The following is a 22,469-nucleotide window of genomic DNA, read 5'->3' on the forward strand; positions in this document are numbered from 1 at the left end:
ATGGAACAGAAAACTAAAATCAATGCCGAAGACGGCAAACAGGAACTGGTGATTACCCGGGAATTCGAATTGCCGCTGGAATTACTTTTTAAAGCCTATGTAACACCTGAAATTGTTGAGCAGTGGATGGGAACCAAAGTACTGAAACTTGAAAATAAAAGGCACGGCAGTTACCAGTTCGAAACAACTGATCCCAAAGGAAACAAGCATGGGTTCAACGGGGTAATCCATGAGTTTGTGACCAATGAGAAAATCACTAGGACTTTTGAAATGGAGAACACTCCTTTTGCGGTCTGGATTGAATACCTGGAATTTGAAAAACTGACAGAGCACACCAGCAAACTCAGCATGCAAATGGTCTATAAATCAGTCGAACTCAGAGATCAGATGCTGCAATTGCCTTTTGCACAGGGCATCAATATGGCACATCAGCGACTGGAAGAAATTGTAAGCAAATTAAAATAACATACCATGACAAAGACACAAAAAATCATCTATTGGGTTGCTACTGTATGGCTGGCATTAGGAATGCTGTCGACGGGAATCGTACAATTGTTAAAATTGAAAGAGGAAGTGGATATGATCACAAAATTAGGTTATCCGGTCTATTTCCTGACCATAATCGGGGTATGGAAGGTATTGGGAGTTGTAGCGATACTTGTCCCTAAATTTCCCTTACTAAAGGAATGGACATATGCCGGCTTTTTCTTTGCCATGTCCGGAGCCTTATTTTCGCACCTGGCAGTTGGTGATGGCGCCAAAGAATTTTTTGGGCCTGCTTTATTGCTTGTCCTGACTTTTGTATCTTGGTATATCAGACCGGCAGAGCGAAAAATCAATTCAGCTGGCCTATAAAGTATAAACGTATGAAACCTAATAAAAAGATATTGTCTTCAGAACAACGTGAGGAATTACTCAACGTACTGAAAGCGCGTTTTGAAAAAAACATGAACCGGCACAAAGGTCTTGAATGGGCTAAAGTGCAGCAAAAACTGGAAGCCAATGAAGGAAAGCTTTGGTCTCTTGATGACATGGAAATCAGCGGAGGCGAACCTGATGTGGTAGGTTATGATCAAAAGACGGACGAATATATTTTTTATGATTGTTCGGCAGAAAGTCCCAAAGGCCGCAGAAGTCTTTGCTATGATGGCGCTGCCCTGGAATCAAGAAAAGAACATAAGCCGGCAAATAGCGCTACTGATGCAGCTGCCGAAATGGGCATTGAAATTTTAACGGAAGAACAGTACAGGGAGCTTCAGCAATTTGGAAAGTTCGATACGAAAACCTCCAGCTGGATAAAAACACCTGCTGACATCAGAAAGCTGGGCGGGGCCCTCTTTTGCGATTTTCGCTATGGAACTGTCTTTACCTATCACAATGGTGCGGAATCTTATTACGCGGCCAGGGCTTTCCGTGGTTCACTAAGGGTTTAAAATTTTGTGAAACAAAATACCATGACCATGAGCAATATGAATCCTATGGTTGATTTTTATTTCAATCAAGCTAAAAAATGGCAGCAGGAACTGGAGCAGCTGAGAACTATTGCTCTTGACTGCGGACTTACCGAAGAATTAAAATGGGGCGTTCCTTGCTACACCCGCCAGGATAGTAACATTGTTTTAATCCACGATTTTAAAGAATACTGCGCCTTTTTATTTTTCAAAGGTGCCTTATTAAATGACCCCAACGGTATTCTGATCCAGCAAACGAAGAATGTACAATCGGCACGTCAGATCCGCTTCACCAACGTCAGGGAAATATTTGACATGGCCCCTACCCTAAAAACCTATATTCTTGAAGCCATTAAAGTTGAAAAGGCGGGCTTGAAAGTAGAGTTTAAAAAGCCTGAAGAATTCGCAATGGCTGCAGAGTTTCAAAATAAACTGGATCAGATCCCTGCGTTAAAAACTGCTTTCGAAGCATTGACCCCAGGAAGACAAAGGGCCTACCTGTTGCATTTTTCTGCACCCAAACAATCAATAACAAGGGAATCAAGAGTTGAAAAATGTATGCCCCGGATTCTAAATGGAAAAGGATTAAATGATCTTTAACGCACATTATTTCAATCATAAGTAATAAATAAACAAATCTAAGTTTGTAGAATCAGTTTAGATTCGTATTTTCGCGGCGGAGAGCTGGCAGAGTGGTCGAATGCGGCAGTCTTGAAAACTGTTGACTGTCATAGGTCCGGGGGTTCGAATCCCTCGCTCTCCGCTCAAAAAAACTAAAGCCCGACGATAGTCGGGTTTTTTGTTTTCCGGACTTTTCATTTAGGCGCAGCCTTAAAATGCAAAATCGGGAAAGGGATCACCGGAGCACAGCGCAGGTAATCCCTCGCTCTCCGCAATAGGAGAATGATTTCTCAAACTCATAGGGTTGCTCGATATCTAGCAACCATATTTACTTCAACAACAACAAGTTACATTTTAAATCTGGATTAATCGAAGGTGTTCTAAACATCCCATTTTTATATGTGAGAGTATCTTTGAACACCTCTCTAATCATCGCATGCTTCTGTCCCAGTGGTGGGCTTCTGTGTAAACCTTGTTTAACCCGACAAACGATCAGAACAGATGGACAAATGCGTACAATGCGGCTAAAGCTGCAGATACTGCAGGTTTTGGTCTATTTGAAAACTATAAGTTAATTTGGTATTTCAGGAATAAGAAACAAATCATGACCAGGCAGTATTACTACCCGGATAGCTACATGAATTTTACTATACTGCCATTCTTTATTGTGCCGCACAATAAAGAATGGGGCGGTTCTTTCGATCCATTACAATAGTTTTTTTACAACCGTTAATCCATTTTAAAAATGGAGGTTAGTGTCCCCAATCATGGCCGGAATTCTTCCGCCATGATTTTATATGTTGAGCAAATATTCAATCAACTTTAGTCAAAATAGTAGTTTTATAGATCGTCTTGAGTGGATAACTTAGTACTAGTATCCCTCTCATAAATGAGGAATAAACTTCAGATAAAAACACACAACTGAAAAGCCAATCCATTATGAAATTAAACTTCATTAAAATCGTAATCGCCTTTTTTGTTACGGCAATTCCAGCATCGGTCTTTGCACAATACAATTTCAGCACCGATTACTTTAAAATCCAGATCAGCAGCAAGGGTTTCATCACCAGTATGAAAAATACAACGGTAAGTCCAAACAGGGAATTTAGCCCCACTGATAAGCCATCGCCGCTGATGAGTCTTTATGATGGTAAGAAAAAAACATATTATTTGCCTACCAAGGCTAGTTATGACAAGGCTGGTAAATTAATAACGCTAAATTATCCTAACGGATCATTGGCTAAAATCTCTTTGGAATCTAAAAAGAAATATTTCAAATTGACACTTAAATCGCTCACAAAACGTGAAGGGATTGAGGATGTTCAATGGGGGAGCTATCATACCAATATCACAAATTTGATGGGAGAAATCATAGGGGTCGCTCGTGACACCACTGCTGTTGTTAATTATTCTATAGGGATGCTTGCTTTAAATGACAATACTATTGGAGGTACTTCAGAAACCTTAGGTGATGTATTCCCTGGGCATTATGTTATTCATACACCAGATGCCAAGCGTTACCCTCTGCCAAGTAATTTGCATGAAGGAGAGTTTTCTCCTTGGGGAGGTGATGGAATAAGTGATGTTGCTTTTTATTTTCACAAAGAGCCCTATTACAGAATATTGTATGGTAATGCAGCCACAAATGACAATAAAGGACAAATATCAATAAACTACCATTCAAGGGATAGAACATTCAAGAGAGAATTGTATTATTCATTAGGACCAGGCTTGCCAGGGGATAGTCCAAACCATTTTGATGTAGAGCCATTACCTGGAGTAGATTATATAGGTTCTTCGATTGCTTTATGGGGAAGTCCAGACGACACCGCATTGATGAATGTTATTCAGGATATTGTGAAAGCAGAAGGCTTGCCTTATCCAACAATTAATGGGAAATGGGTGAAAGATCCCGCCGCTTTTGTGCCTGACGCCGTGACCATCGGGAATTTATGTGACAGTATAATAGCTTACACTGCAAGGTTGGGTTTTAAGGCGATCAGTTTGTATGACCAACCGTTTTTACGGCCAGATCGTGGCAACAAAGGCTATATCGATGGACTGAATTTTGAAAAAAAGCCTATAAAGCTGACATCCGGAAATAAATCGCACAAAGAGTTTGCCGAGATGGCTGCAAAATACGGAATTACAATAGGAAGGACTCCAATCACTAATTCTTTGGCACCTGGCACCAAAGATGTCAGTCCAATTCCGAGTGACAGTTTGTGTTATCAGCAAAAACGACTTTTAGCAAAAGCGATTTCGGCAACAGATACCATTATTGAGGTTAATGATCCTAAAAATTTAGAAGAGATTGCCGGTATTGAAGGACATTTCAAAAGTTTGAATATGGTTAAAATTGGAAAAGAATTGATTCATTATTTGGGAGTTTCTGATAAAGCACCATACCGGCTTTTGAATGTAAAAAGAGGATATTGGAAAACTATACCTTCAAATCATAATGCCCAAGATACCATTTACAAACCGCAGGTGACAGTTATTTTCGGATATGATGGAATTATTCCAAATTTGGCCTTGCAGGATAAAATTTCTGAATACTACGCAGATGTGGCTAAAATCAATGGTTTAGGATATTATGACTTTGACGGGATGGAGTTTTTGTTCCTTAACGGACATGGTTATTATAATGTAAAACGTTTTTTTAGAAAAATGTTTGAAGCAGCTGACAAACATGGTCTTCCGCCCATTCGTTTTACAGGAGCAACTCTATCTGAGGGCTCATGGCATTATCAAAGCATTTGGAACGTTGGTGGAGGAAAGAATATGTATGATGCCGATACCAGAGAGTGGGGAAGTACAACCAGTCAGGGTAAAGATCTTCGTGATGTAACGTATTCAAATTATTTCCCTGTGGGAATGGGAGGTAATTTTCCAATTAAAGCCACTTCAACAGTTGAACAATATGAGCACATACAGGCAATCTCTGTAGGAGTTGGTACAACATACAGTTTGCTACTAAACCAGAAAGATGTAGAAAGTTGTCCTCAGAAAGACGCGATTTTTAAAGTAATAAGAACATGGGAAGATGCAAGGGCTGCCAATGCATTTCCAAGATGGGTGAAAAATCAGCTGTCAGATCCCGGGCAGTCATTTCATTTGGAAAGTGTGGATGCAAATAATTGGAACTTATACAAGACAAGTAGAGATGGCGCGAACAAAAAAATGTTTGTGAAGTTAAAAAGAGCTGTCGGGTATTAGTAATCATCTAAGCCTCAGATAAAGAATAGACAAATATGATTTACTCTCGGTAGTTACCTAAATAGAATTCCTAAAAACACCTGGTTAACCTACCGAAAGTAAATCTTGTGAAAATAGTTGCTCAAGACAAAAAATAGAAATTTAGTATAATAAATAATGACACCTGAAAAAACCAACCGTAGAAGTTTTCTTACGCAACTTGCAGGCGTAGCTGCTTTGGGCTCGATCAGCTTACCTTTTGATGCATTTTCAGAATTTAAAAGAGAAAGTACAGAGCGAGAACTTAAAAATAAATGGATTTCAGATAAGAAGGTCTTAGAACCTATAATGCCTGAAGTAGATGATTTTTTAAAATCTATTCATGGCCAGATTAGACTGCTGTACTGTAAGTATGATGGTGCGCAATTGGAAAAAGCCAGCGAGTTTAATTCTGAAGGATTACAAATAAATGGAAATCAGTGGCAAAGCAAATTAGAGGTAAGTGCTGTTAAATCTGATCCGACTGGAATTGACCTGAATGTTCAGGTTAGCCTAAAAACTGGAAAGGTAAGGGATTCTGGTATTGCCGTTGCTTTTGATTTTAATAAATGGAGCACTGATAACTATGTGATGCTACCTGCATCCGTGTATAACGGCAATCGTATGGAAATCACCAATCGTGGTTATGCTGAAGGGCTGGATAGGAAATATCTTTATCAGCAGAACATCCCCTTAATGTCGGTTCCGATTCCTCAGCTTTCACCAATTAAAGGAGCTGTTTCGAGACTTGAAGTAAATACCTGTAATATGGCAACACCAGCGATGTGTTTTTTTAGTAAAGAGAAAAAGCGAGGTTTTATAGTCTTGACTCATCAAAATACACAATCTGGTGATAACGGATTTATAGTCGAAGAGAGTGAGGATCGCCAAAAGGCAAGTTTAGTGATCAGTGCACCTGGGGTAAGAGAGAAAAAGCCACTTTTTGTAGGCTTTGCAGAAAGTACAGATCGAGGAGCTAATTTCGAAGCAGGTGATCAGATTAACCTTCATTTACGTTTGTATTCCTTTGAAGCATTAAGTATTCCCGATTTGTTAGAGAAATTCATGGAGGTCCGGAAATCTGTCACTGGCCCCAATAATCCGCGGAAACTGATTCCATTTAGTCAAGTGATTACCTGGATGACGCAGCGTATAGATAGTCGTTGGTTTCAGGGTAAGGAATTTCAATTTTACAAACCTGAAAATGCCGACTGGATTTCGTTCGGCTGGATTGGAGGATTGATGAATACTTTTCCGATGATCGCTCTTGGAGATGGCATGCATTTGGAACGTGTAACAAAGACTTTTGATTTTGCTATTCCCAGAGGGCAAGGAGATGCCGGATATTTTTATGGAGCGCTTAATCATGATGGAAAGACGTTTGGACGAGAAGGGTATGATGAGTTTCCGGAAATTGTTTTGACTAGGAAAAATGCCGATGTGCTATTCTGGATGATCAAGCAATTTAAGCTGCTTAAAGCTCAGGGGAAAGCCAATCAGATTAAGCCGGAGTGGGAACACCATATTCAGCGATTAGCAGATGCTTTTGTTAAAACATGGAAGGAGAATGGTGAATGGGGAAATTTCTTAAATGTTATTAATGGAAAAGTTGCCGTGTATAATACTACCAGTGGTGCTCAGGCACCTGGTGGATTGGCATTGGCAGCTTTGTATTATGATAAACCAGAATACCTTAAGACTGCTATTAAAGCGGCTAATTTTTATTATCAACGAGATTTTGTAAAAACCGGTCAAACTACCGCGCATAGTGCTGATACTTTACAAAATGCTGATGCCGACTCTGCTTATGCTTTTGCCCAATCTTTAATGGCACTTTATGAGGTTACCCGTGATGCTCAATGGTTAGAAAAGTCACGTCAGCTATGCCATCTTTTTTCGAGCTGGACCACTTCCTTTGACTATGAACTTCCTGATCATACAGAATTGAAGAAAAATGGAGCAAAGCTCACAGGTATTATTTGGGCCAGTACTCAAAACAAGCATGGTGCGCCTGGGGAATGTACTTCTTCATGTGACGTTTTGTTCAAGATCTATCGTGCTACCGGAGAAGTTCGCTATGCTGAACTCCTTCGAGATATTATTGGTGCTCATGGGGAAAGTATACGTACCGGGGGGTATACAAATGAACGTCTGACCTATTGTGATGCAGAGCCAGGAAGTGTAGGGAATAGGGGAAATCACATTACAGGTTGGAACGAATTGAATGGTATCCTTATGGCAATGGAACTTCCTGGTATTTATTTACAAGCTGACGGTAATAATTTTTTTGTGTTTGACCAGGTGGAATCTGAGATAGTAAAGCGGGATAATAATGGAGTAACCTTAAAGATTAAAAATCCAACAGCTTACGAGGCTAATGTGGCCATTTTTGCTGAAACAACTCAACAAGCCAAAGAGCCTCTTGGGTACACCTCATTTTTAAACTGGCCTAAAATTGCACTAGGTATTGGTGAAGTTAAAGTGGTTAGAATTGAAAATTCTAAGATAATAATCAATTAAGAAAACTGAATGATAAGCTATTTATAAATGAAGGTAACGCAAGCAATCCTTATTCTGGATCTTTTGGAATTACGAAACCGGTAATCAAAAAATAAAAGTTTTTTAAAGTAAAAGTATTGGTAGAATGTATATCGAATCTGATTGTAAAAATCTATCCAAGTGGATCGAATCATCGTGAATTTACATCACTTGCCGAAAAACGATTATATCTAAAATTATTATTCACAACAAAATATAAAGTTTGCACAAATGAAAAGAATCACCTTAATTTTATTACTCTTATTTAGCCTTACTGCATTTGGTCAAAGTGAAGCAAAAAATAAATTACAAACTTCAAAAGAATCGAACGTGCCCTCACTGGACGAATTGTCTTCAGACTGGATAGATGTCAACACAATGTTGAACTATCCTTCCGTTATGAATTTTGTTGGGGGTGCTAAAACTTCAAAAAATCTAACAGGTTTTCAGCACTTAACATTCGCTCCATATGCTCAAGGTGGTTTATCTGCTGAATTATTGCTAGACGGTAAGCCTCTGAATGCTACGCAATCAATGTGGCATCCATATCAAGTTCGTAGAAAATCAAGTGTGGACGGAGTTAGCTTGGAATCCACAATACGAATGCCCTTTGAGCAACAAGGGATATTTATTCGCCTGAGCATTACTAATCCGACAAAGAAAAGACGCACATTTAACCTCTCTATGAAAGGTGTTGGGCGAATCCGATTGTACTCCCCTCAGGAATGGCGCACATGGGATAACAGCAGGCCATATGATTCAAATTTAGTAGCATCCGTAACTAAGGATGGAAAGGGATTAATCGTTTCGGACAAATTATCCTCAGCCGTTTCAGTTTATTCCTTCTCCCATAAGCCCACTATAATAGAAGCTAAGGGAGCAAGCGGTGATATTAAATGGACAATTACACTTGAACCAGGGAAAAGTGAAAATATTGAATTGGCATATGCAATTGGGAACAATGCCGAAACTGTAGCTGCTACAGCTGGAAAATGGGCTTCAAACTTTAAAAATGAATTTGGTATTGCCAAATCAAAATGGGAAGATCGCTGGCAGGCTTCATTCAAGCCCGGTAACAAACATTTTTCAGGACATTATCCTAAATTAGTTACAGATGATCCTAAAATACGTCGTGTATACTATCATGGTGCATTGGTCCCACTTCTGCTCTGCCGTACAAATCTCCCTTACAGCAAAAGATCCTTTGTGACTGCAGGACCTCAATGGGCAAATACACTGGTCTATTTTTGGGATACTGAGATGTGGGCAAATACCTGGGCCATGCTGGAGCCTAAATCCATGAAAGAGCAATTGCTAAAATGGTTTTCGATAGATATCCATAAACATTATGCAGTAGATTGTATTTCGGGTGAGGGTGCAGGACCTTGGTATGCTGCTAACGATTGGTCTATATTTCGTTGTATTGAAGCGTATATAGATGTAAATGGAGACAAGGCTTTTCTTAACAGTTTGTCTAACGGAAAGACAATACTTCAACATCTTGATGATTTGGCAACTTTTTATGAGAGTCGGCCACTAACAAAAGAAACCTTACTCGCCAACTATGGCGGGCCTCAAAACCTACTTGAGTGTTCACCAAGTTATATTCAGGGTGTTCCATCTTTGAATGCAGCCAATGTTTATATGCTTCGTAAAACAGCGCAATATTATGAAACCTCAGGTAAAAATGCTCGTGCTCAGGAACTCCAATCTAAGGCCAAGGCTCTTCTACCACAGGTAATGTCATTGTATGAACCGGGACAAGGTGTTTGGAATGCACTTGATTCTACCGGAAACAAAGTTCCGATTCGTCATTGTTATGATTATGTAACTATAGGTCAGGCACTAGAATATGATTTATCGTCGATGCAAAAGTCGGAGATGAATAATTTCGTAGAAACCGAACTACTAACCAGAACCTGGATGCGTGCAATGTCATTTAAAGATCCTGCTGCCGCCACTTCAGATCGCCCAGACCATGGACCTATGGGAAGTTACGATGCCTGGCCCCCGATTACTATGGATGTAATGTGTCGTTTTGGGGAATTCGATAAAGCAGTTAAATTTCTTCGTGCGACTGAAGAAGTTACCAGACAGGGATCATGGGCTCAGGCACACGAATTTGTTGGGCCGAATAGTCGTGGTTATGATCCAATTGTCAGAGTGGCCAACAGAGGTGGGCAAGATGCAAATGAAGGTTGTGGCGCTGCTTTTACAGAAGTTATTATCCGTTCGTTTTTTGGCTTCCGACCTGATCTATCAAAGGAAGAGCCTGTTTTAATGTCGCCAAATGCACCAAGGGGATTTAATGGCAGGTTGGAAAATGTTTCCTGGAAAGGGAATTTTTATACAATTGTCAGCAATGAAAAAGGCTTACATATTGTAAAACAGTAGCGTCCGTCACTTTTTCACTCTATCAAGCGATGATGCAGCAAAAAATGTAGAGACTAAAACATTTGATCCGATCTCTACCAGAGCATTTTATGCCTTCATTTATTCAATTTCCTTGTTTTTGTTTTTATAAATATTTCGTATAATTCTCAAAAGTTCTTTCAAATGTTCTAACGGGTTGACCCATTCTCCGCTCAAAAAACTAAAGCCTGCAAATCGTAACGATAGCAGGCTTTTCGCATTTTAGAGAGCCGTCAATTCTGACGAATGAAATAAACCCCGCAGGCTCGCCTGGCAATGCACTGCGGGGTGGCAACCGCTACGTTACAGTTCTTTATCCTCAAACATCTTTGCGTCGCGGGTATTCTTTTGTACGGCAATGGCCGAAAACATGCTTAGACAGAATGCCATGGCGTAAAAGCCTTTTTCGCTTAGTGCAAGATCTGCATTCCATAGTCCGACCGTCAACAGGATCATTGCCGCAATAGTGGCAAACCAGCTCAGGCTGTAGTAAAGATCTGTAACAGCAAGTCCTTCTGCCCTGTCTCTCACGCTTTTTTGCACAGAGATCACGGCGAATAAGCCAAATAATAAAATGGTGAAATAATAGCCTTTTTCATTCAACTGCATACTTGCATTCCATAAACCGATGCAATATCCCACCGCTCCTGTCAATAAGGCAAACCAGGAGGCGCCGATAAATGCGGCAGTTGGTTTAAACGGGTTTCTAACTTTCTCACCATGTTTTACGATAGCTGAATTTTCTTCTGTTTTGTGTTGTAGCGATTCCATGTTATTTTGTTTTTTAGATTAATATGAAAGCAAATGTCAGCGATAAAACAGACCTGTGAAAAGCAGAATACAAAAATTACTGACGATATAATTTTATAATTATTGTACTTTTACATACAATATCTTGAAATATGGATGCGCTTTCGGAATTAGTCAACTTACTCAATACTACAGACAAAAAGCTTTTCAGGCAGTTTTTGCAGCAAAAAAACAAAAGAGCTGATGTAAAAAACCTACAGTTACTGGAATTGATAGAAACTGACGATATAAATGGCTTAAACAAGCTCTACAATTCGGAGAAAAATAAAGACGCATACCATGCTTTACGTAAAAGACTGCAGGATAATTTGTTGTTATTCCTGTCGCAGAAAACTTTTGAAAGCAATCATTCCGACACTTATGATGCGCTGCGCCTGGTTGTGGTGGGACGCTTTTTGTTGGAAAATGATGTAGTCAGAACAGGGTTTAAATGCCTGGATAAAGCTGAACGCCTGGCTGAACACCTGGAGCAGTTTAACCTGTTGAATGAGCTCTTGTTGCTGAAGTTGCAATATGCCCACCTCCCCGGAGCAGAAGACCTGGAAGTTTTGACCGCCCGCTTCATACGGAACCAGTCGGACATGCAACGTGAGGCTAAGCTCAACATGGCCTACGCCTTTTTGAGACAGGAACTGCAGCAAATCCATTTAAAAGGGAAGATCGTTAACCTGACGAGCCTGATGCTGACGACCATCCGGAAATACAAAATTTCGGTACAGGACCTGATGACCTACAAGTCCATTTACCAAATTCTTTTCATCGCAAATGAATACGCTGCAATACAGCAGAATTATGGATTGATAACGCGCTACATCCATAGAACGAATCAATTTATACAAGGCCAAACGGATAAAAAACAGTCTTATCTGTTTTACCACATATCCATTTTGTATTTTTTGGCAAACTTTCACCTGCGGCGAAAGGATTTCACAAAGAGCGCTTCCTATCTTCAGGAAATGATGGATTTAATGCTGACGGATAGTCGTTATTATACCTTGTTCTACCTTCGCCATCAGTTACTCGCCGGCCTCAAGCTATTCTTTACAGGCTTTGCTGAGGATGCCATCCTGATATTGCGGGAAGCACTCTCCAATACAAAGCACACGTCTAAACCGGAAGACATTGAGGACATGCGGATATGCCTGACCATGTTTTTAGCCTTGTGTGATGATCGTGGAAGTCTGAAACAACTGACTTTACTGACGCGTACGGATGCCTGGTACGAAAAAAAGATGGGCATGTTGTGGACCATTCGAAAGAACCTAATGGAAATTTTAGTCCATGCGCAATTCTCTAACATCGAACTTGCCATGTCACGGCTACACAGTTTCCGGCGCCGGTACAAGAAGTACCTGCTGAAAACTTCGGAGGAACGCGTCCTATTGTACCTTAGACTGGTTGAAAAACACCTGTTAAAACCTGATGTAGTTTTTGAAACGGAGTATCGAAAGGCTGTTTTGAACCTGATAGACGGCGTAGAAAACAACGACATCTTCACTTTGAGCTTTATCGCCTGGCTGATCGCACGCTGGGAGAAAAAAACCGCCTATAAGGCCGTTATGACGCTCATGCAGGATGACAACTACGGGGTGTAGCCTATGCTGTTCTTAAAGCAAAAGAAAACACAGAACCTTCGCCGTGCCGGCTCTCAACTTTAATATCACCGCCGTGCAGTCTCAAAATCTCAGCAACCAGATATAACCCTATTCCAAATCCTGATACGTTTTTTACCTCATCGTTTGAAACCCTGTAAAAGCGCTCGAAAAGTCTTTTTTGATCTGCAACGGAAATGCCGAACCCCTGATCTGCAATACTGATCAGGACTTTTTCTTCGGAGATTTCACAACCCACATTAATTATCGTACCGGATAAAGAGTATTTTACTGCATTACTCAGCAGGTTGTTGATCACCTGTCCGATCTTCTCCCTGTCTGCATCAACCATCACTTCATCACAGTTCTGGTATTCTATAACGTGAGCAGGAGCCAGAATACGGGCATCACCTACAATTTCATCAACGAGTTCAGTCAAATTGAACCTGGATAGGTGTAAAGACATTTTCCCTTCTTCTAACCGGGAAAGGTTCAGAAAATCGTTGATCATCAGGTACATTTTCCTGGTCTGTACCTCTGCCCTTGCCAACACATTCTCACAGAAGGCATCTTGTTTCTCTCTCACTTTGGCCAATGCCAGCTGAATATATGACCTCATGGAGGTTAACGGAGTTTTGAGCTCATGGCTCACAATGGCAATAAAGTCATTCTTCCTTTGTTCTTCCAGTTTTTTATAGGTAATGTCCCTCGCTATTTTCGATAAACCAATGAGGTTTCCGGCCTTATCCTTTACAGGAGAGATGGTCAGGGAAACGTCGATAAGTTTACCATGTTTGGTCATTCTTTTGGTCTCGAAATGATCTACCCTTTGCCCGCTTTTCAGTTGGCCAAGGATCATGGGTTCCTCCTGGAGGCGGTCCGGTGGAATCAGTTTTAAAATAGACTGTCCAAGCACTTCTTCTTCGGTATAACCAAAAATCCGCTCTGCTGCACCGTTCCAGCTGGTAATGATACTGTTAAGGTCTTTACTGATGATCGCATCATCAGTAGATTCAATAATAGCTGCAAGTATGGCACTTTTTTCCTCTGCGCGTCTTAAGGCGGTGATGTTTCTCGCAATTTTAGATACCCCAATAATTTCACCTGCCGGATTTTTAACCGGTGAAATGGTCAGTGACACATCAATAAGATCGCCATATTTGGTAATCCGTTTAGTTTCAAAATGCGCTACACGTTCTCCGACCCTTATTCTACCGAGTATATGTGGTTCCTCTTCCAGCCTGTCTGGTGGAATTAATTTTAAGATAGACTCCCCAAGCATTTCTTCTTCGGTATAGCCAAAGATCCGCTCCGCTGAAGGGTTCCAACTGGTCACAATTCCCTGAAGATTTTTGCTGATGATGGCATCATCAGAAGATTCTATGATTGCTGTTAAAGTTGCCGTCCGTTCCTCCGCCAGTTGCATAACTGCAATAAGCAGCTCTTTTTGGCGAATATCATCGTTCAATTCAACTTCCTTCAACAAATGACTGTTGATCTTCTCATTCAGCGTTTTGAAATTCTTCATACCTGGCCCTGTCAAATAATATTCAGCCAATATACATAATAGTGAAGTGAAATTATGTGAGGGCAACGGCTGGAAATAAAGAAAGCGGGCATCGCTTAGGGCGAACATCCCGCTTTTAAATTAACGCTCTCAAGGCTAAGGTATGTAATTAGCTACCAAAGCACCAAATTTATTTTATTTAATTTAACATGTTCTACGGCATGCCTTCAAAGATCTTGATATTTTACCAAGCTATTTTCCTTTAAGGGACTTGCTGCCGGTAATGTTATACCTGATACCAAATGCCTGCTGGCTATCGATCACGCCTTCAAGAAAATGGAAAGAGAGTGTGAACTGTCCTTCAATGCCCTTGTAGATTCTAGGTCTCCAGGTAAGATCTGTTCTGTTGTAGGTCTTGGCAGTATAAAACTGGTCTCCATAAGTAATGTTGTGCGCCTCTCCGGTGTAAAATGAATTGGTAATGCCAAACCTGCGGTACTCCAGCTGAGCTTCTAGCAACAAGCCTTTAGGTGTTCTCCATCCTCCAATACTACGCACCCTTTCGAACGACATCAGTCCGCCCGTATTGATGGTAAGAGAGTCTAAAAATGTCCGCCCGGATAAATCTACCCCTACTTTCACTGCTGCCGCTCCATTGTCCTGAATGTGGTCTCCGGGAATGTCAATTGCAGGTCCTGCATTGTGCAGCATCATCGCATAATGAGAGATAAAAAAAACGTCTTTCTTATAGCTTCCAGATAAACCAAAAATAAAGTTTTCTCTGTCTGTAGCCGTTTGTCTGCTGGTCCAGTCGATGAACAACAATTGCCTCCAGTTTGCATTCTCATATTTGAGCAACATCCCTTCTACGTTCGGACGATAGTAATTGAATGTATCAGTAAGCACAGCCCGGGGGAAATCAGAAAGCAGCTTATGCCTTGGAAAAACGCCCATGTAGAAGTTCCAGTCCTTTTTACGGTATTCATAATAAACAACAGGATCTATTTTATTGGTGAATTTTGGAGAGCCAAATTCATGTAATGCATTGAATCCTACTCTTATTCTATGTGTGGAATCCAGAAGTAATCCTATTTCCGGAGAGAACCTGATGCCAAAGATAGTTTGAGAAAAACGCTCCGATTTAGCATATTCCCTATTGTCTGCAAATGTATGTATATTGAGGTTACCCTCTACTTCCTGAGCATTAATAGTAGTTACAGCAAAAGAAAAAACAGTTAAGAAGAATAAAAACTTAAGTCCAGGGATTTTATTAATGGTCATTTAATGTAATTATAAGGGGTATTTTCCTGAAGCCATTCCATAGGCTTCTCTACAGCAAATATTGAATAAAATAGTGTCATTTAAAAACAAATTCTGTTATTCATGTTCCTGTTTCTTCTTAACCATGACATTTACCCGGTATATAAAGAATATACAGATCGCAATTATTACTGAGACTACAATCCCAAGGATACCATAATTTTCCAGCGGACTGCCATTGCTTTTCTGCGTTACGATTAATCCGGCACACAATGCCGCAATGCCACCGGCCATTTGCTGAAGTGAGGCATTGACACTCATAAACGCGCCCCGGTCTTTCATATCAGGAACACTCATGGTTAATGTAGTGGCTGGAATCATTCTGCTCATGATTCCCATAAATAAAACCATATTTACAACCACTACCTGCCACAGCGGTATCGGAACAAGGTTGGTGTAAATTAAGATCATGATGATGGCCAGAACTGAACCTCCTGTAAACAAGAAAAACTTATCTACCTTATCGCTTAGTTTTCCAATCAGCGGCATGATGATAATCGATGCCACTCCTGTAAACATAAACACCATAGGGAGCTGTTCGGCTGTAATCCTGATGTTATTGATCAAATAAGCACTGCTAAACGGCATCAGCATAAAGCCTCCGACACTAAGGAATGCAGTGGCAATAAATCCGGTTTGATAGGAAGGATTTGAAACAGCATGCCATAAATGAAGAAATGCACTTTTATCGGACTGAAGTTCAAGATGTTTATCTATTGGCTTTACAATAACGATTACCGCTATGGCAATTAGTATAGCCAATACCACAATCATTAAAAATGCAGAATGCCATCCCCATAAATTGGCCAGGTATAAGCCGATAGGTATACCCAATATTTGACTGGCTGCAAAAGCCATTTGGACAAAGCCCATAACCCTGCCTCTTTGTTTTACAGAAAAGAGATCGGTGACGATGGTCATTGATATTGCTCCTATCACTCCGCCAAAAAGGCCTGTAATTATCCGGGCACCCAGCAGCATCCAGTATGTTGTAGATAAAGCACAGCAGAGTGTTCCTATAATAAATCCGGTATAGAAAAATAAAAGCAGCTTTTTACGGTCAAACTTATCTGCAAAACCAGCGGCGAGAATTCCAGAGGCACCTGCGCTAAAGGCATAGGAAGATACCACCACACCAAAGCCTTTAGGGCTGATGGTCAGGGATTTCATTAAAAAATCTCCAAGAGGTGCTAGCACCATAAAATCAAGCACTATGGTAAATTGCAGCAATGCGAGCAAGGCAATTACCAGCTTTTGGTAAGGGCTAAAAGAATCGGGAGTAAGTTGTGTTGTTTGATCCATTGTAATTATGTTAATTCTTCACACAGGTACCCGTTTCGGCTCACCAGTTGAATGATGTCAGTAAGTCTAAGTTTATCAGAGACTATCCTGAGTACACAGTCAATATCTTGCTGGTCTATAGTCCATTGATCTATTTTGTTATCGTCCATTACTTTTGCTATAAGCTGTCTATCTTCGATTGTCCGGATATCAGTCTTAAAAAGTAGAATATTTTTAAAGTCCATTTCCATATTGGTTTATTTTTTTAATGCTTTAAGTACCAGTTCGAAGGTATCCCAGATCATCTTGTCAGTCAGAACAAAAGCTGAGCCCGCAAGACTCTGTCCGTCATTGTGAAATCTGATCAGGCTATACAAAGGTGCGAAAGCAACGCACCAATAAACTTCAAGAGGCATGGCGTTAATTTCCCCGCGGTCAACTGCATTTTGCATAAATTTTCCAAGCGGGAAGCCAAATATCTTCTTAAAGGTCTCGAACATTTTATCCTGGTAAGTTGAATTGCGTAACTGTTCTATCATTTGGGCCGACAAAGGATTTTCAATCATGCACCTGGCTCTGTTTTTCCATTGTTGTCTCAGCCCGTCTGCAAAGGGAAGTTCCGGATCAAAGTCTTCGAGCATTATAGCTCCCATCCGCTGAACCTCTTCAATACCAATTTTCAGGATCAAATCGTCTTTATCTTCATAGTAGATGTAAAGGGTCGCTACAGAAAGCTTACAGGCTTTTGCTAATTTATTCATGGTGAACCCTTCAAAGCCATCTTTAACCAGCAACTCAATAGCTTTTTGCTTTACCAGTTCAACCTTGTTTAAATCTCTTACACGCATACTATTTAATGTTCGTGCAAATATAAATGAATATTCATTCATTTATTATGATTCACAAAAAAATAATATACAAGTGCTTCGAAATGTGATTCCAGAGACAATTAATTATTCGAACCAAACCAGGTTTTTAATTGTTAGTAAGGAAAGTAATAAAACCTACGCTTATGAAAAGTCCGAAAACAGCAACCACTAAGGCAGAAGTCAATGATCAGAAAAAACCCAAAGGTGCCGAACCAGAAAATGCGACCTCTGCAAAGGATGCAAAAAAAGTGAAGACAAAGAAATAATCAGGCTTCAATTTCAGCATACAAGGGTGTGTATTATCTGTGATAAATTATCTAAGTTTGATTCAGCGAAAAAATCATTTCATTATGAATGCAGAATATCTTGACTTACCATTGGTTAAAAATGAATCAAAAAGCCAATTTGAATTAGAAATAGACGGACACACCGCACTTATAGTATATAAGGAGCATGGAAAAAAGATATGGCTGATCCATACCGAATCTCCTGCTGAGCTACAGGGAAAGGGAGCAGCTACTGCAATAATAGAAAAAACACTTGCGTACATTGAAGAAAATGGATATCGCCTGATTCCTTTATGCCCTTTCGTAGTTGCTTATATGAAACGGCATACCGAATGGAACAGGGTTCTGGATGAAAGTGTCACTCCTTTTTAATTGTCAATCTTCTTAACAGATTCAATGACAAAGGGCGCCCAAATGAGCACCCCAGTCATTTAATGCAACAGGGTAATCACAAAAGATCTTCTACTTATTTATTCTATTTGGATCCATGTATAGCTATCTGGTTTCAAAACACAGGTATACTCGATTTCATATTTCCGGTCGAGCGTATATTTTTTTGCCACACCCTCCATCTCTTTCAAGGTAGCAACGGTGGTCAATCCGGTATAATACAGCGGAATCTTTATCGTTCTTTTGATCGTTTCTTTTAAGGGATTGTAAAGCATCACGAGGCCTTTTGTTTTCAGTGATGGGTTTACATGCATTATGCCATCCCAGTCTCTTCCATCGGCCCTTCTTAAATGAATGATTTCAGAATTCAATATGTTCCGGTATTTCTTATACCAATTCACAACCTTAATGACGGTGTTTTTAGTAGCATCAGTGTCGTATAGCCTCGGACCACGGTAACACGCCTGTACGCCTGCACCATAGTATTGCATCATCAGCTGCTCATAGTCCTTCAAGTGATCTTTCAACGGCTCCAACACAGCTTCCGGACCACCACCCTGATATGCTGTAAGCGGAACAAATCCCCAGCTCATGGAAGCTGTTTTTTCCCAGGTACCATCAAAGATATTCTGTCTGTTCAGAATCATCTGATTTTCCCTCGGCAATGAAAAATTCACTTCTCTATATCCGATTCCAATTTTGTGGGTACCGTCTAAAAAATACCAGTCGGGCGCATTGATGTAAACGCCTCTTTCATTAAGCCAATGGTATAATTCTTTCTGAATTTCCATTTGCCTCCACTGCGAATCTTCCAGTCCCTTGTGTCCGGGATGTGTAGTAGAAGCACATACATCACCTGGATATGGGCCATCATTTTCCCATATATCGAAGCCAGTCTGCCTGTAAAATGTCTTGATCTTATCTCTGTAACCCAGTCCCCATTTACTGCCAAAACACGGAGCATGGCCACCAAAAAATGCACCTCCGGGTTTCCCTGTTTTGGGATCAATTACGTCATCCTCATCACTTATCCTTCTCGAGCTAAATAAAGAATAGCTTCCGATAAAGACTTTCTTACTGTGTGCGTAATCTGCCAGGTCCTTCCATTTTTTTATGTTTGTCGCGGATGTATCTTCCATCTTACAATGACTGCCGAAGCTCAGGATCAAAGCTTCATACCCGGTTGCCGCGCACTGATCTATTGCAGTGCGCACCTGTTCATCGTTTCTGCTCACCAGGTGCATGAAGATCGGATTTGCTGTGGTCCATGGCGCAATCGTATTGTACATTTTCCGTATAGCCAGCCCTCTCCTTTCTCTGTCGTAACTATCCATTAACAATTCATGGGTACGCACGGAGTTAAATGCCCCCCCTTTTTCCAGGGTTATATTTGGTGCTTTATCTGGGTAAATCTCCAGCAGACACGGAGTCTGATAATTGTAGTTTACCTGTGAAGTATAAGTGGAGTCTACCTTCCAATGGGTGGTCTGATCACTTAAGTCATACCTCATCGCATTGTTAAAGGCGTAGTTGGTTTCGAAATAAATACCCTGTGGCTTGGCCATTTGCTCCGGACTACCCACAACAGCGCTTTGCTCCTCGACCATGCCCAATACTTCATTCGTTACCCTTCCTAATTTAAATGATCTGGATCCGTTGTTGTTGATGGTCAGTGATTTTACAATTAGAGGTAAACCACTATACAACTCATAATGTACAAGAACTTCTATGCCCTCCAGTTCGGGAAGATCTGATATAAAATTGAAGGACGCTTTTATCCCCTTTGGCTGTTCATGATTGCTTGCCCAGAATTTACTCTTCCATTTGAGCTGTGGAACGATGTCTTCCACCTTAAATCCACGCAGGTGAAAATCATTTTTGTCGGCAGTCAGCTGATCCAGCCACTGCATGCGCAGGTAAGCATTTTCCTTCTGCCCTTTCAATCCGCCGACATTGTAGTCCTTACCATTGATATTTATCCTTGCTTCAGGCTTTACAGACCGCAGCAGTTGCTGTCCATTGCTCAGGTTTACATAGTCAATACACGCAAGATTAGGCTGAAGTTTAAAAGTCCTCCTCACCAATCCATTGTCCAGTGAGAATTCTTGTTTATCAGCATTTTGAATCCATTCCGCCTCGTATGCAGAAGATTTCAACAGCCAGTCTGATTTAGTCTGGGGCTGGGCTTTCTTTGGAGCAGCCTTACCGACAGATACCTGAGCATAGGTGCTGCAAGAGAGCAGCAATAAACCACTTAATATAAGCCCCTTCATTATTTTTTCTTTTTAGCTGGTTTTGGAAAATAGTCAGTAGAGCTCTTTCTTCCATTATAAAACAATGCATAGCGCACAGTAGCACCTTCTTTGATATCTATTGGTTGTTTGTAAACTGCAGAACTTGCGGTCACATCAGATCCGTCCAGGCTATACCTGACCACTCCGGCTTTGGTCGGATCATTAAGTGTAAGCTTAACCTGAGCATCAGTTCCCGCAACGGTTGCAAATTCAGGTACAGGAATGCGGAATTTTATTCCCTGTTGATCATAACGCTGGTACTGCATGTTTAACCTGCTTTTAAAGTCTGTAAAATTCTTAAGCGATTTAGGCGTCCAGTCTACTTCAGATAAAGCCGAGATACGCGGAAATACCATGTATTGAAAATAATCCTCAGTTCCGATAAACTCTGTCCAGAGATTTGCCTGGGCACCTAAAATATGTTTCGCTTCTGTCTCGGTCAATGCCGGATGCACGGGTTCAAAGGCGTATGCACTGTCCAAAGGAACCCAATAGCCAATAGCCATCGGTTCTATTTTAGAATCTGCCTGGTAACCGTCAAAATACATATGGGAATATGGGGACATGATGGCATCGTGACCACTTTTAGCTGCCTTCAACCCACTCTCAACACCCAACCATGAATGTACGGTGGCATTATCAGCCAAACCTCCCTGCATGATCTCTTCCCAGCCTATTATTTTTTTTCCTTTGCTATTGATGAATTTCTCCATGCGCTGAATGAACCAGCTTTGCAAAGCAGCTTCATCTTTCAGGCCTTCTTTTTTCATTCTGTCCTGACATTTCGGACATTTATGCCAGGCATCATGAGGGGCTTCATCTCCACCAATATGTATGTATTTAGATGGAAACAAAGGCATAACTTCATTTAAAACATCTTGTAAGAAGGTAAATACGGAATCATTTCCAGCGCAATAAAGATCTTTGGAAACACCCCATACCTTTCTTACTTCGAAAGGCTTTCCATTTTCAAAACTGACATCTCCGCAAGCCAGATAAGGATAAGCTGTAATGGCTGCTACAGAATGACCTGGCATTTCTATTTCTGGAATTACTTCTACATATCTTGATGTAGCGTAAGCAACTACCTCTTTAATTTGTTCCTGGGTATAATAGCCACCATACCTGATGCTATCAACATCTTTTTTTCTGTCAGGGCCAATCTGCGTTCCATTTCTATAAGCAGCAACTTCCTGTAATCTTGGGTATTTTTTAATTTCTATTCTCCAGCCCTGATCTTCTGTGAGGTGCCAGTGAAATTTATTGAGTTTATGTTTGGCAAGCTGATCAATGAACTTTTTGATAAAGTCAACAGAGAAAATGTGTCGGCAGCTGTCAAAAAGCATTCCTCTCCAGCTAAAGCGCGGTTCATCTTCTATATAAACACAAGAAAGTTTTTTATCTCCTTTAACCGGAACCAGCTGCACCAGCGTCTGGATTCCATAAAACAATCCATTTTCAGTACGTGCTTTTATGCTGATCTTATTTGGGGTAACTTCCAGAGTATAACCTTCCGCAGCAGTTACTTTCGGATCTATAATTAAGCTGATCGTCTTAGCACCTTTTTGCATCCACATGCCTGTCCTCAGACCCGGCGCAATTCCAGTAGTTTCCTTCAGGGCTGACTGAGCAAAACCTGCCAGTACTTTTAAGTCTGCTGTCGGGTAGCTCACGTAAACATTCTTATCAATGGTGAAAGTGCCCTTTCTTTCTTCCATTTTTGCAGGCAATGGAATTATAGAGGGTTTAGACTGTGCAGATAATCTGAAAGTACAGAATAGCAGCAGAACAATAATTAGCAATCGGTTCATTTGTGTTTGGGTATTTGTTTAAATTGTGTGTGTTTAGTTTTGTAAACTC

20 protein-coding genes and 1 tRNA gene are annotated in these 22,469 nt (G+C 40.7%); 13 read left to right on the top strand and 8 right to left on the bottom strand.

All coding sequences use genetic code 11. The annotated features are described in order from the left end of the window. The 9 genes from R2Q78_RS19875 (at position 1) to R2Q78_RS19915 (ending at position 10,241) form a co-directional block, all read left to right on the top strand. Entirely contained in the window at positions 1-465 is a 465-nt protein-coding gene (locus R2Q78_RS19875) for an SRPBCC domain-containing protein (protein WP_316794306.1), read from the top strand. Positions 466-471: 6 nt separating this feature from the next. Continuing rightward, entirely contained in the window at positions 472-855 is a 384-nt protein-coding gene (locus R2Q78_RS19880) for a DoxX family protein (protein WP_316794307.1), read from the top strand. A gap of 11 nt (positions 856-866) precedes the next feature. Further along, entirely contained in the window at positions 867-1,433 is a 567-nt protein-coding gene (locus R2Q78_RS19885; protein ID WP_316794308.1) for a DUF4256 domain-containing protein, read from the top strand. A gap of 27 nt (positions 1,434-1,460) precedes the next feature. Beyond that, positions 1,461-2,051, top strand: coding sequence for a YdeI/OmpD-associated family protein (locus R2Q78_RS19890; RefSeq protein WP_316794309.1), 591 nt, complete (start codon positions 1,461-1,463; stop codon positions 2,049-2,051). A gap of 78 nt (positions 2,052-2,129) precedes the next feature. Beyond that, a tRNA-Ser gene (locus tag R2Q78_RS19895) sits at positions 2,130-2,214 on the top strand. Between the two features lie 330 nt (positions 2,215-2,544). After that, positions 2,545-2,787, top strand: a complete 243-nt coding sequence (locus R2Q78_RS19900; RefSeq protein WP_316794310.1) for a hypothetical protein — start codon at positions 2,545-2,547, stop codon at positions 2,785-2,787. Positions 2,788-3,011: 224 nt separating this feature from the next. After that, on the top strand, positions 3,012-5,291 hold the full coding sequence (locus tag R2Q78_RS19905; protein WP_316794311.1) for a hypothetical protein: 2,280 nt from the start codon (positions 3,012-3,014) through the stop codon (positions 5,289-5,291). Positions 5,292-5,447: 156 nt separating this feature from the next. Continuing rightward, a complete protein-coding gene (locus R2Q78_RS19910) occupies positions 5,448-7,829 on the top strand; it encodes a hypothetical protein (protein WP_316794312.1) in 2,382 nt (793 codons plus the stop codon). Between the two features lie 249 nt (positions 7,830-8,078). After that, a complete protein-coding gene (locus R2Q78_RS19915; protein ID WP_316794313.1) occupies positions 8,079-10,241 on the top strand; it encodes a hypothetical protein in 2,163 nt (720 codons plus the stop codon). A 321-nt stretch (positions 10,242-10,562) separates the two neighbouring features. Here the strand turns inward: R2Q78_RS19915 and yiaA are convergent, their stop codons facing one another. Further along, entirely contained in the window at positions 10,563-11,030 is a 468-nt protein-coding gene (gene yiaA / locus R2Q78_RS19920; RefSeq protein ID WP_316794314.1) for an inner membrane protein YiaA, read from the bottom strand. Between the two features lie 131 nt (positions 11,031-11,161). Between yiaA and R2Q78_RS19925 the strand changes: the two genes are divergently transcribed. After that, the gene (locus R2Q78_RS19925; RefSeq protein WP_316794315.1) at positions 11,162-12,664 is read left to right on the top strand and encodes a hypothetical protein; all 1,503 of its coding nucleotides are present in this window, start codon (positions 11,162-11,164) and stop codon (positions 12,662-12,664) included. A gap of 1 nt (position 12,665) precedes the next feature. Here R2Q78_RS19925 and R2Q78_RS19930 read toward each other — a convergent pair whose 3' ends face one another. From R2Q78_RS19930 to R2Q78_RS19950, 5 genes are all read right to left on the bottom strand, one after another. Beyond that, positions 12,666-14,189 (bottom strand): PAS domain S-box protein, encoded by a 1,524-nt coding sequence (locus R2Q78_RS19930; RefSeq protein WP_316794316.1) that lies wholly within the window; start codon positions 14,187-14,189, stop codon positions 12,666-12,668. A gap of 231 nt (positions 14,190-14,420) precedes the next feature. Then, entirely contained in the window at positions 14,421-15,449 is a 1,029-nt protein-coding gene (locus R2Q78_RS19935) for a hypothetical protein (RefSeq protein WP_316794317.1), read from the bottom strand. Between the two features lie 96 nt (positions 15,450-15,545). Beyond that, positions 15,546-16,790, bottom strand: coding sequence for an MFS transporter (locus R2Q78_RS19940; RefSeq protein ID WP_316794318.1), 1,245 nt, complete (start codon positions 16,788-16,790; stop codon positions 15,546-15,548). Positions 16,791-16,795: 5 nt separating this feature from the next. Next, positions 16,796-17,014, bottom strand: coding sequence for a hypothetical protein (locus R2Q78_RS19945; RefSeq protein WP_316794319.1), 219 nt, complete (start codon positions 17,012-17,014; stop codon positions 16,796-16,798). A 12-nt stretch (positions 17,015-17,026) separates the two neighbouring features. After that, positions 17,027-17,617 carry a TetR/AcrR family transcriptional regulator gene (locus R2Q78_RS19950; protein ID WP_316794320.1) on the bottom strand — a complete coding sequence of 197 codons (591 nt, stop codon included), beginning with the start codon at positions 17,615-17,617 and terminating at the stop codon, positions 17,027-17,029. Between R2Q78_RS19950 and R2Q78_RS21925 the strand changes: the two genes are divergently transcribed. The 3 genes from R2Q78_RS21925 to R2Q78_RS19960 all read left to right on the top strand — a co-directional run bounded on the left by R2Q78_RS21925 (position 17,529) and on the right by R2Q78_RS19960 (position 18,297). Continuing rightward, positions 17,529-17,810: a hypothetical protein gene (locus R2Q78_RS21925; RefSeq protein ID WP_410478498.1), complete on the top strand. Its 282-nt coding sequence runs from the start codon at positions 17,529-17,531 to the stop codon at positions 17,808-17,810. The genes R2Q78_RS19950 and R2Q78_RS21925 overlap by 89 nt on opposite strands. Further along, positions 17,782-17,904: a hypothetical protein gene (locus R2Q78_RS19955; RefSeq protein WP_316794321.1), complete on the top strand. Its 123-nt coding sequence runs from the start codon at positions 17,782-17,784 to the stop codon at positions 17,902-17,904. The genes R2Q78_RS21925 and R2Q78_RS19955 overlap by 29 nt, the downstream gene beginning before the upstream one ends. 84 nt (positions 17,905-17,988) lie before the next feature. Beyond that, on the top strand, positions 17,989-18,297 hold the full coding sequence (locus tag R2Q78_RS19960) for a GNAT family N-acetyltransferase (protein ID WP_316794322.1): 309 nt from the start codon (positions 17,989-17,991) through the stop codon (positions 18,295-18,297). Between the two features lie 98 nt (positions 18,298-18,395). Here the strand turns inward: R2Q78_RS19960 and R2Q78_RS19965 are convergent, their stop codons facing one another. Together R2Q78_RS19965 and R2Q78_RS19970 are read right to left on the bottom strand one after the other, a co-directional pair. After that, positions 18,396-20,588, bottom strand: a complete 2,193-nt coding sequence (locus tag R2Q78_RS19965) for an alpha-galactosidase (protein WP_316794323.1) — start codon at positions 20,586-20,588, stop codon at positions 18,396-18,398. Then, complete coding sequence (locus tag R2Q78_RS19970) at positions 20,588-22,420, bottom strand: beta-N-acetylhexosaminidase (RefSeq protein ID WP_316794324.1); 1,833 nt, start codon at positions 22,418-22,420, stop codon at positions 20,588-20,590. The genes R2Q78_RS19965 and R2Q78_RS19970 overlap by 1 nt, the downstream gene beginning before the upstream one ends. Positions 22,421-22,469 lie beyond the last annotated feature (49 nt).

The sequence above is a fragment of the Pedobacter frigoris genome (genome assembly GCF_032678645.1).
Taxonomy (GTDB): Bacteria; Bacteroidota; Bacteroidia; order Sphingobacteriales; family Sphingobacteriaceae; genus Pedobacter; species Pedobacter frigoris_A.

Bases quoted from the DNA above. Each gene is read 5' to 3' on its own strand.
- R2Q78_RS19935 (WP_316794317.1), bottom strand. From the start codon at position 15,449: ATGACCATTAATAAAATCCCTGGACTTAAGTTTTTATTCTTCTTAACT.
- R2Q78_RS21925 (WP_410478498.1), top strand. From the start codon at position 17,529: ATGGTGAACCCTTCAAAGCCATCTTTAACCAGCAACTCAATAGCTTTT.
- R2Q78_RS19880 (WP_316794307.1), top strand. From the start codon at position 472: ATGACAAAGACACAAAAAATCATCTATTGGGTTGCTACTGTATGGCTG.
- R2Q78_RS19910 (WP_316794312.1), top strand. From the start codon at position 5,448: ATGACACCTGAAAAAACCAACCGTAGAAGTTTTCTTACGCAACTTGCA.
- R2Q78_RS19940 (WP_316794318.1), bottom strand. From the start codon at position 16,790: ATGGATCAAACAACACAACTTACTCCCGATTCTTTTAGCCCTTACCAA.
- R2Q78_RS19890 (WP_316794309.1), top strand. From the start codon at position 1,461: ATGAGCAATATGAATCCTATGGTTGATTTTTATTTCAATCAAGCTAAA.
- R2Q78_RS19960 (WP_316794322.1), top strand. From the start codon at position 17,989: ATGAATGCAGAATATCTTGACTTACCATTGGTTAAAAATGAATCAAAA.
- R2Q78_RS19945 (WP_316794319.1), bottom strand. From the start codon at position 17,014: ATGGACTTTAAAAATATTCTACTTTTTAAGACTGATATCCGGACAATC.
- R2Q78_RS19875 (WP_316794306.1), top strand. From the start codon at position 1: ATGGAACAGAAAACTAAAATCAATGCCGAAGACGGCAAACAGGAACTG.
- R2Q78_RS19965 (WP_316794323.1), bottom strand. From the start codon at position 20,588: ATGAAGGGGCTTATATTAAGTGGTTTATTGCTGCTCTCTTGCAGCACC.
- R2Q78_RS19930 (WP_316794316.1), bottom strand. From the start codon at position 14,189: ATGAAGAATTTCAAAACGCTGAATGAGAAGATCAACAGTCATTTGTTG.
- R2Q78_RS19950 (WP_316794320.1), bottom strand. From the start codon at position 17,617: ATGCGTGTAAGAGATTTAAACAAGGTTGAACTGGTAAAGCAAAAAGCT.
- R2Q78_RS19905 (WP_316794311.1), top strand. From the start codon at position 3,012: ATGAAATTAAACTTCATTAAAATCGTAATCGCCTTTTTTGTTACGGCA.
- R2Q78_RS19970 (WP_316794324.1), bottom strand. From the start codon at position 22,420: ATGAACCGATTGCTAATTATTGTTCTGCTGCTATTCTGTACTTTCAGA.
- R2Q78_RS19925 (WP_316794315.1), top strand. From the start codon at position 11,162: ATGGATGCGCTTTCGGAATTAGTCAACTTACTCAATACTACAGACAAA.
- yiaA (WP_316794314.1), bottom strand. From the start codon at position 11,030: ATGGAATCGCTACAACACAAAACAGAAGAAAATTCAGCTATCGTAAAA.
- R2Q78_RS19885 (WP_316794308.1), top strand. From the start codon at position 867: ATGAAACCTAATAAAAAGATATTGTCTTCAGAACAACGTGAGGAATTA.
- R2Q78_RS19915 (WP_316794313.1), top strand. From the start codon at position 8,079: ATGAAAAGAATCACCTTAATTTTATTACTCTTATTTAGCCTTACTGCA.
- R2Q78_RS19955 (WP_316794321.1), top strand. From the start codon at position 17,782: ATGAAAAGTCCGAAAACAGCAACCACTAAGGCAGAAGTCAATGATCAG.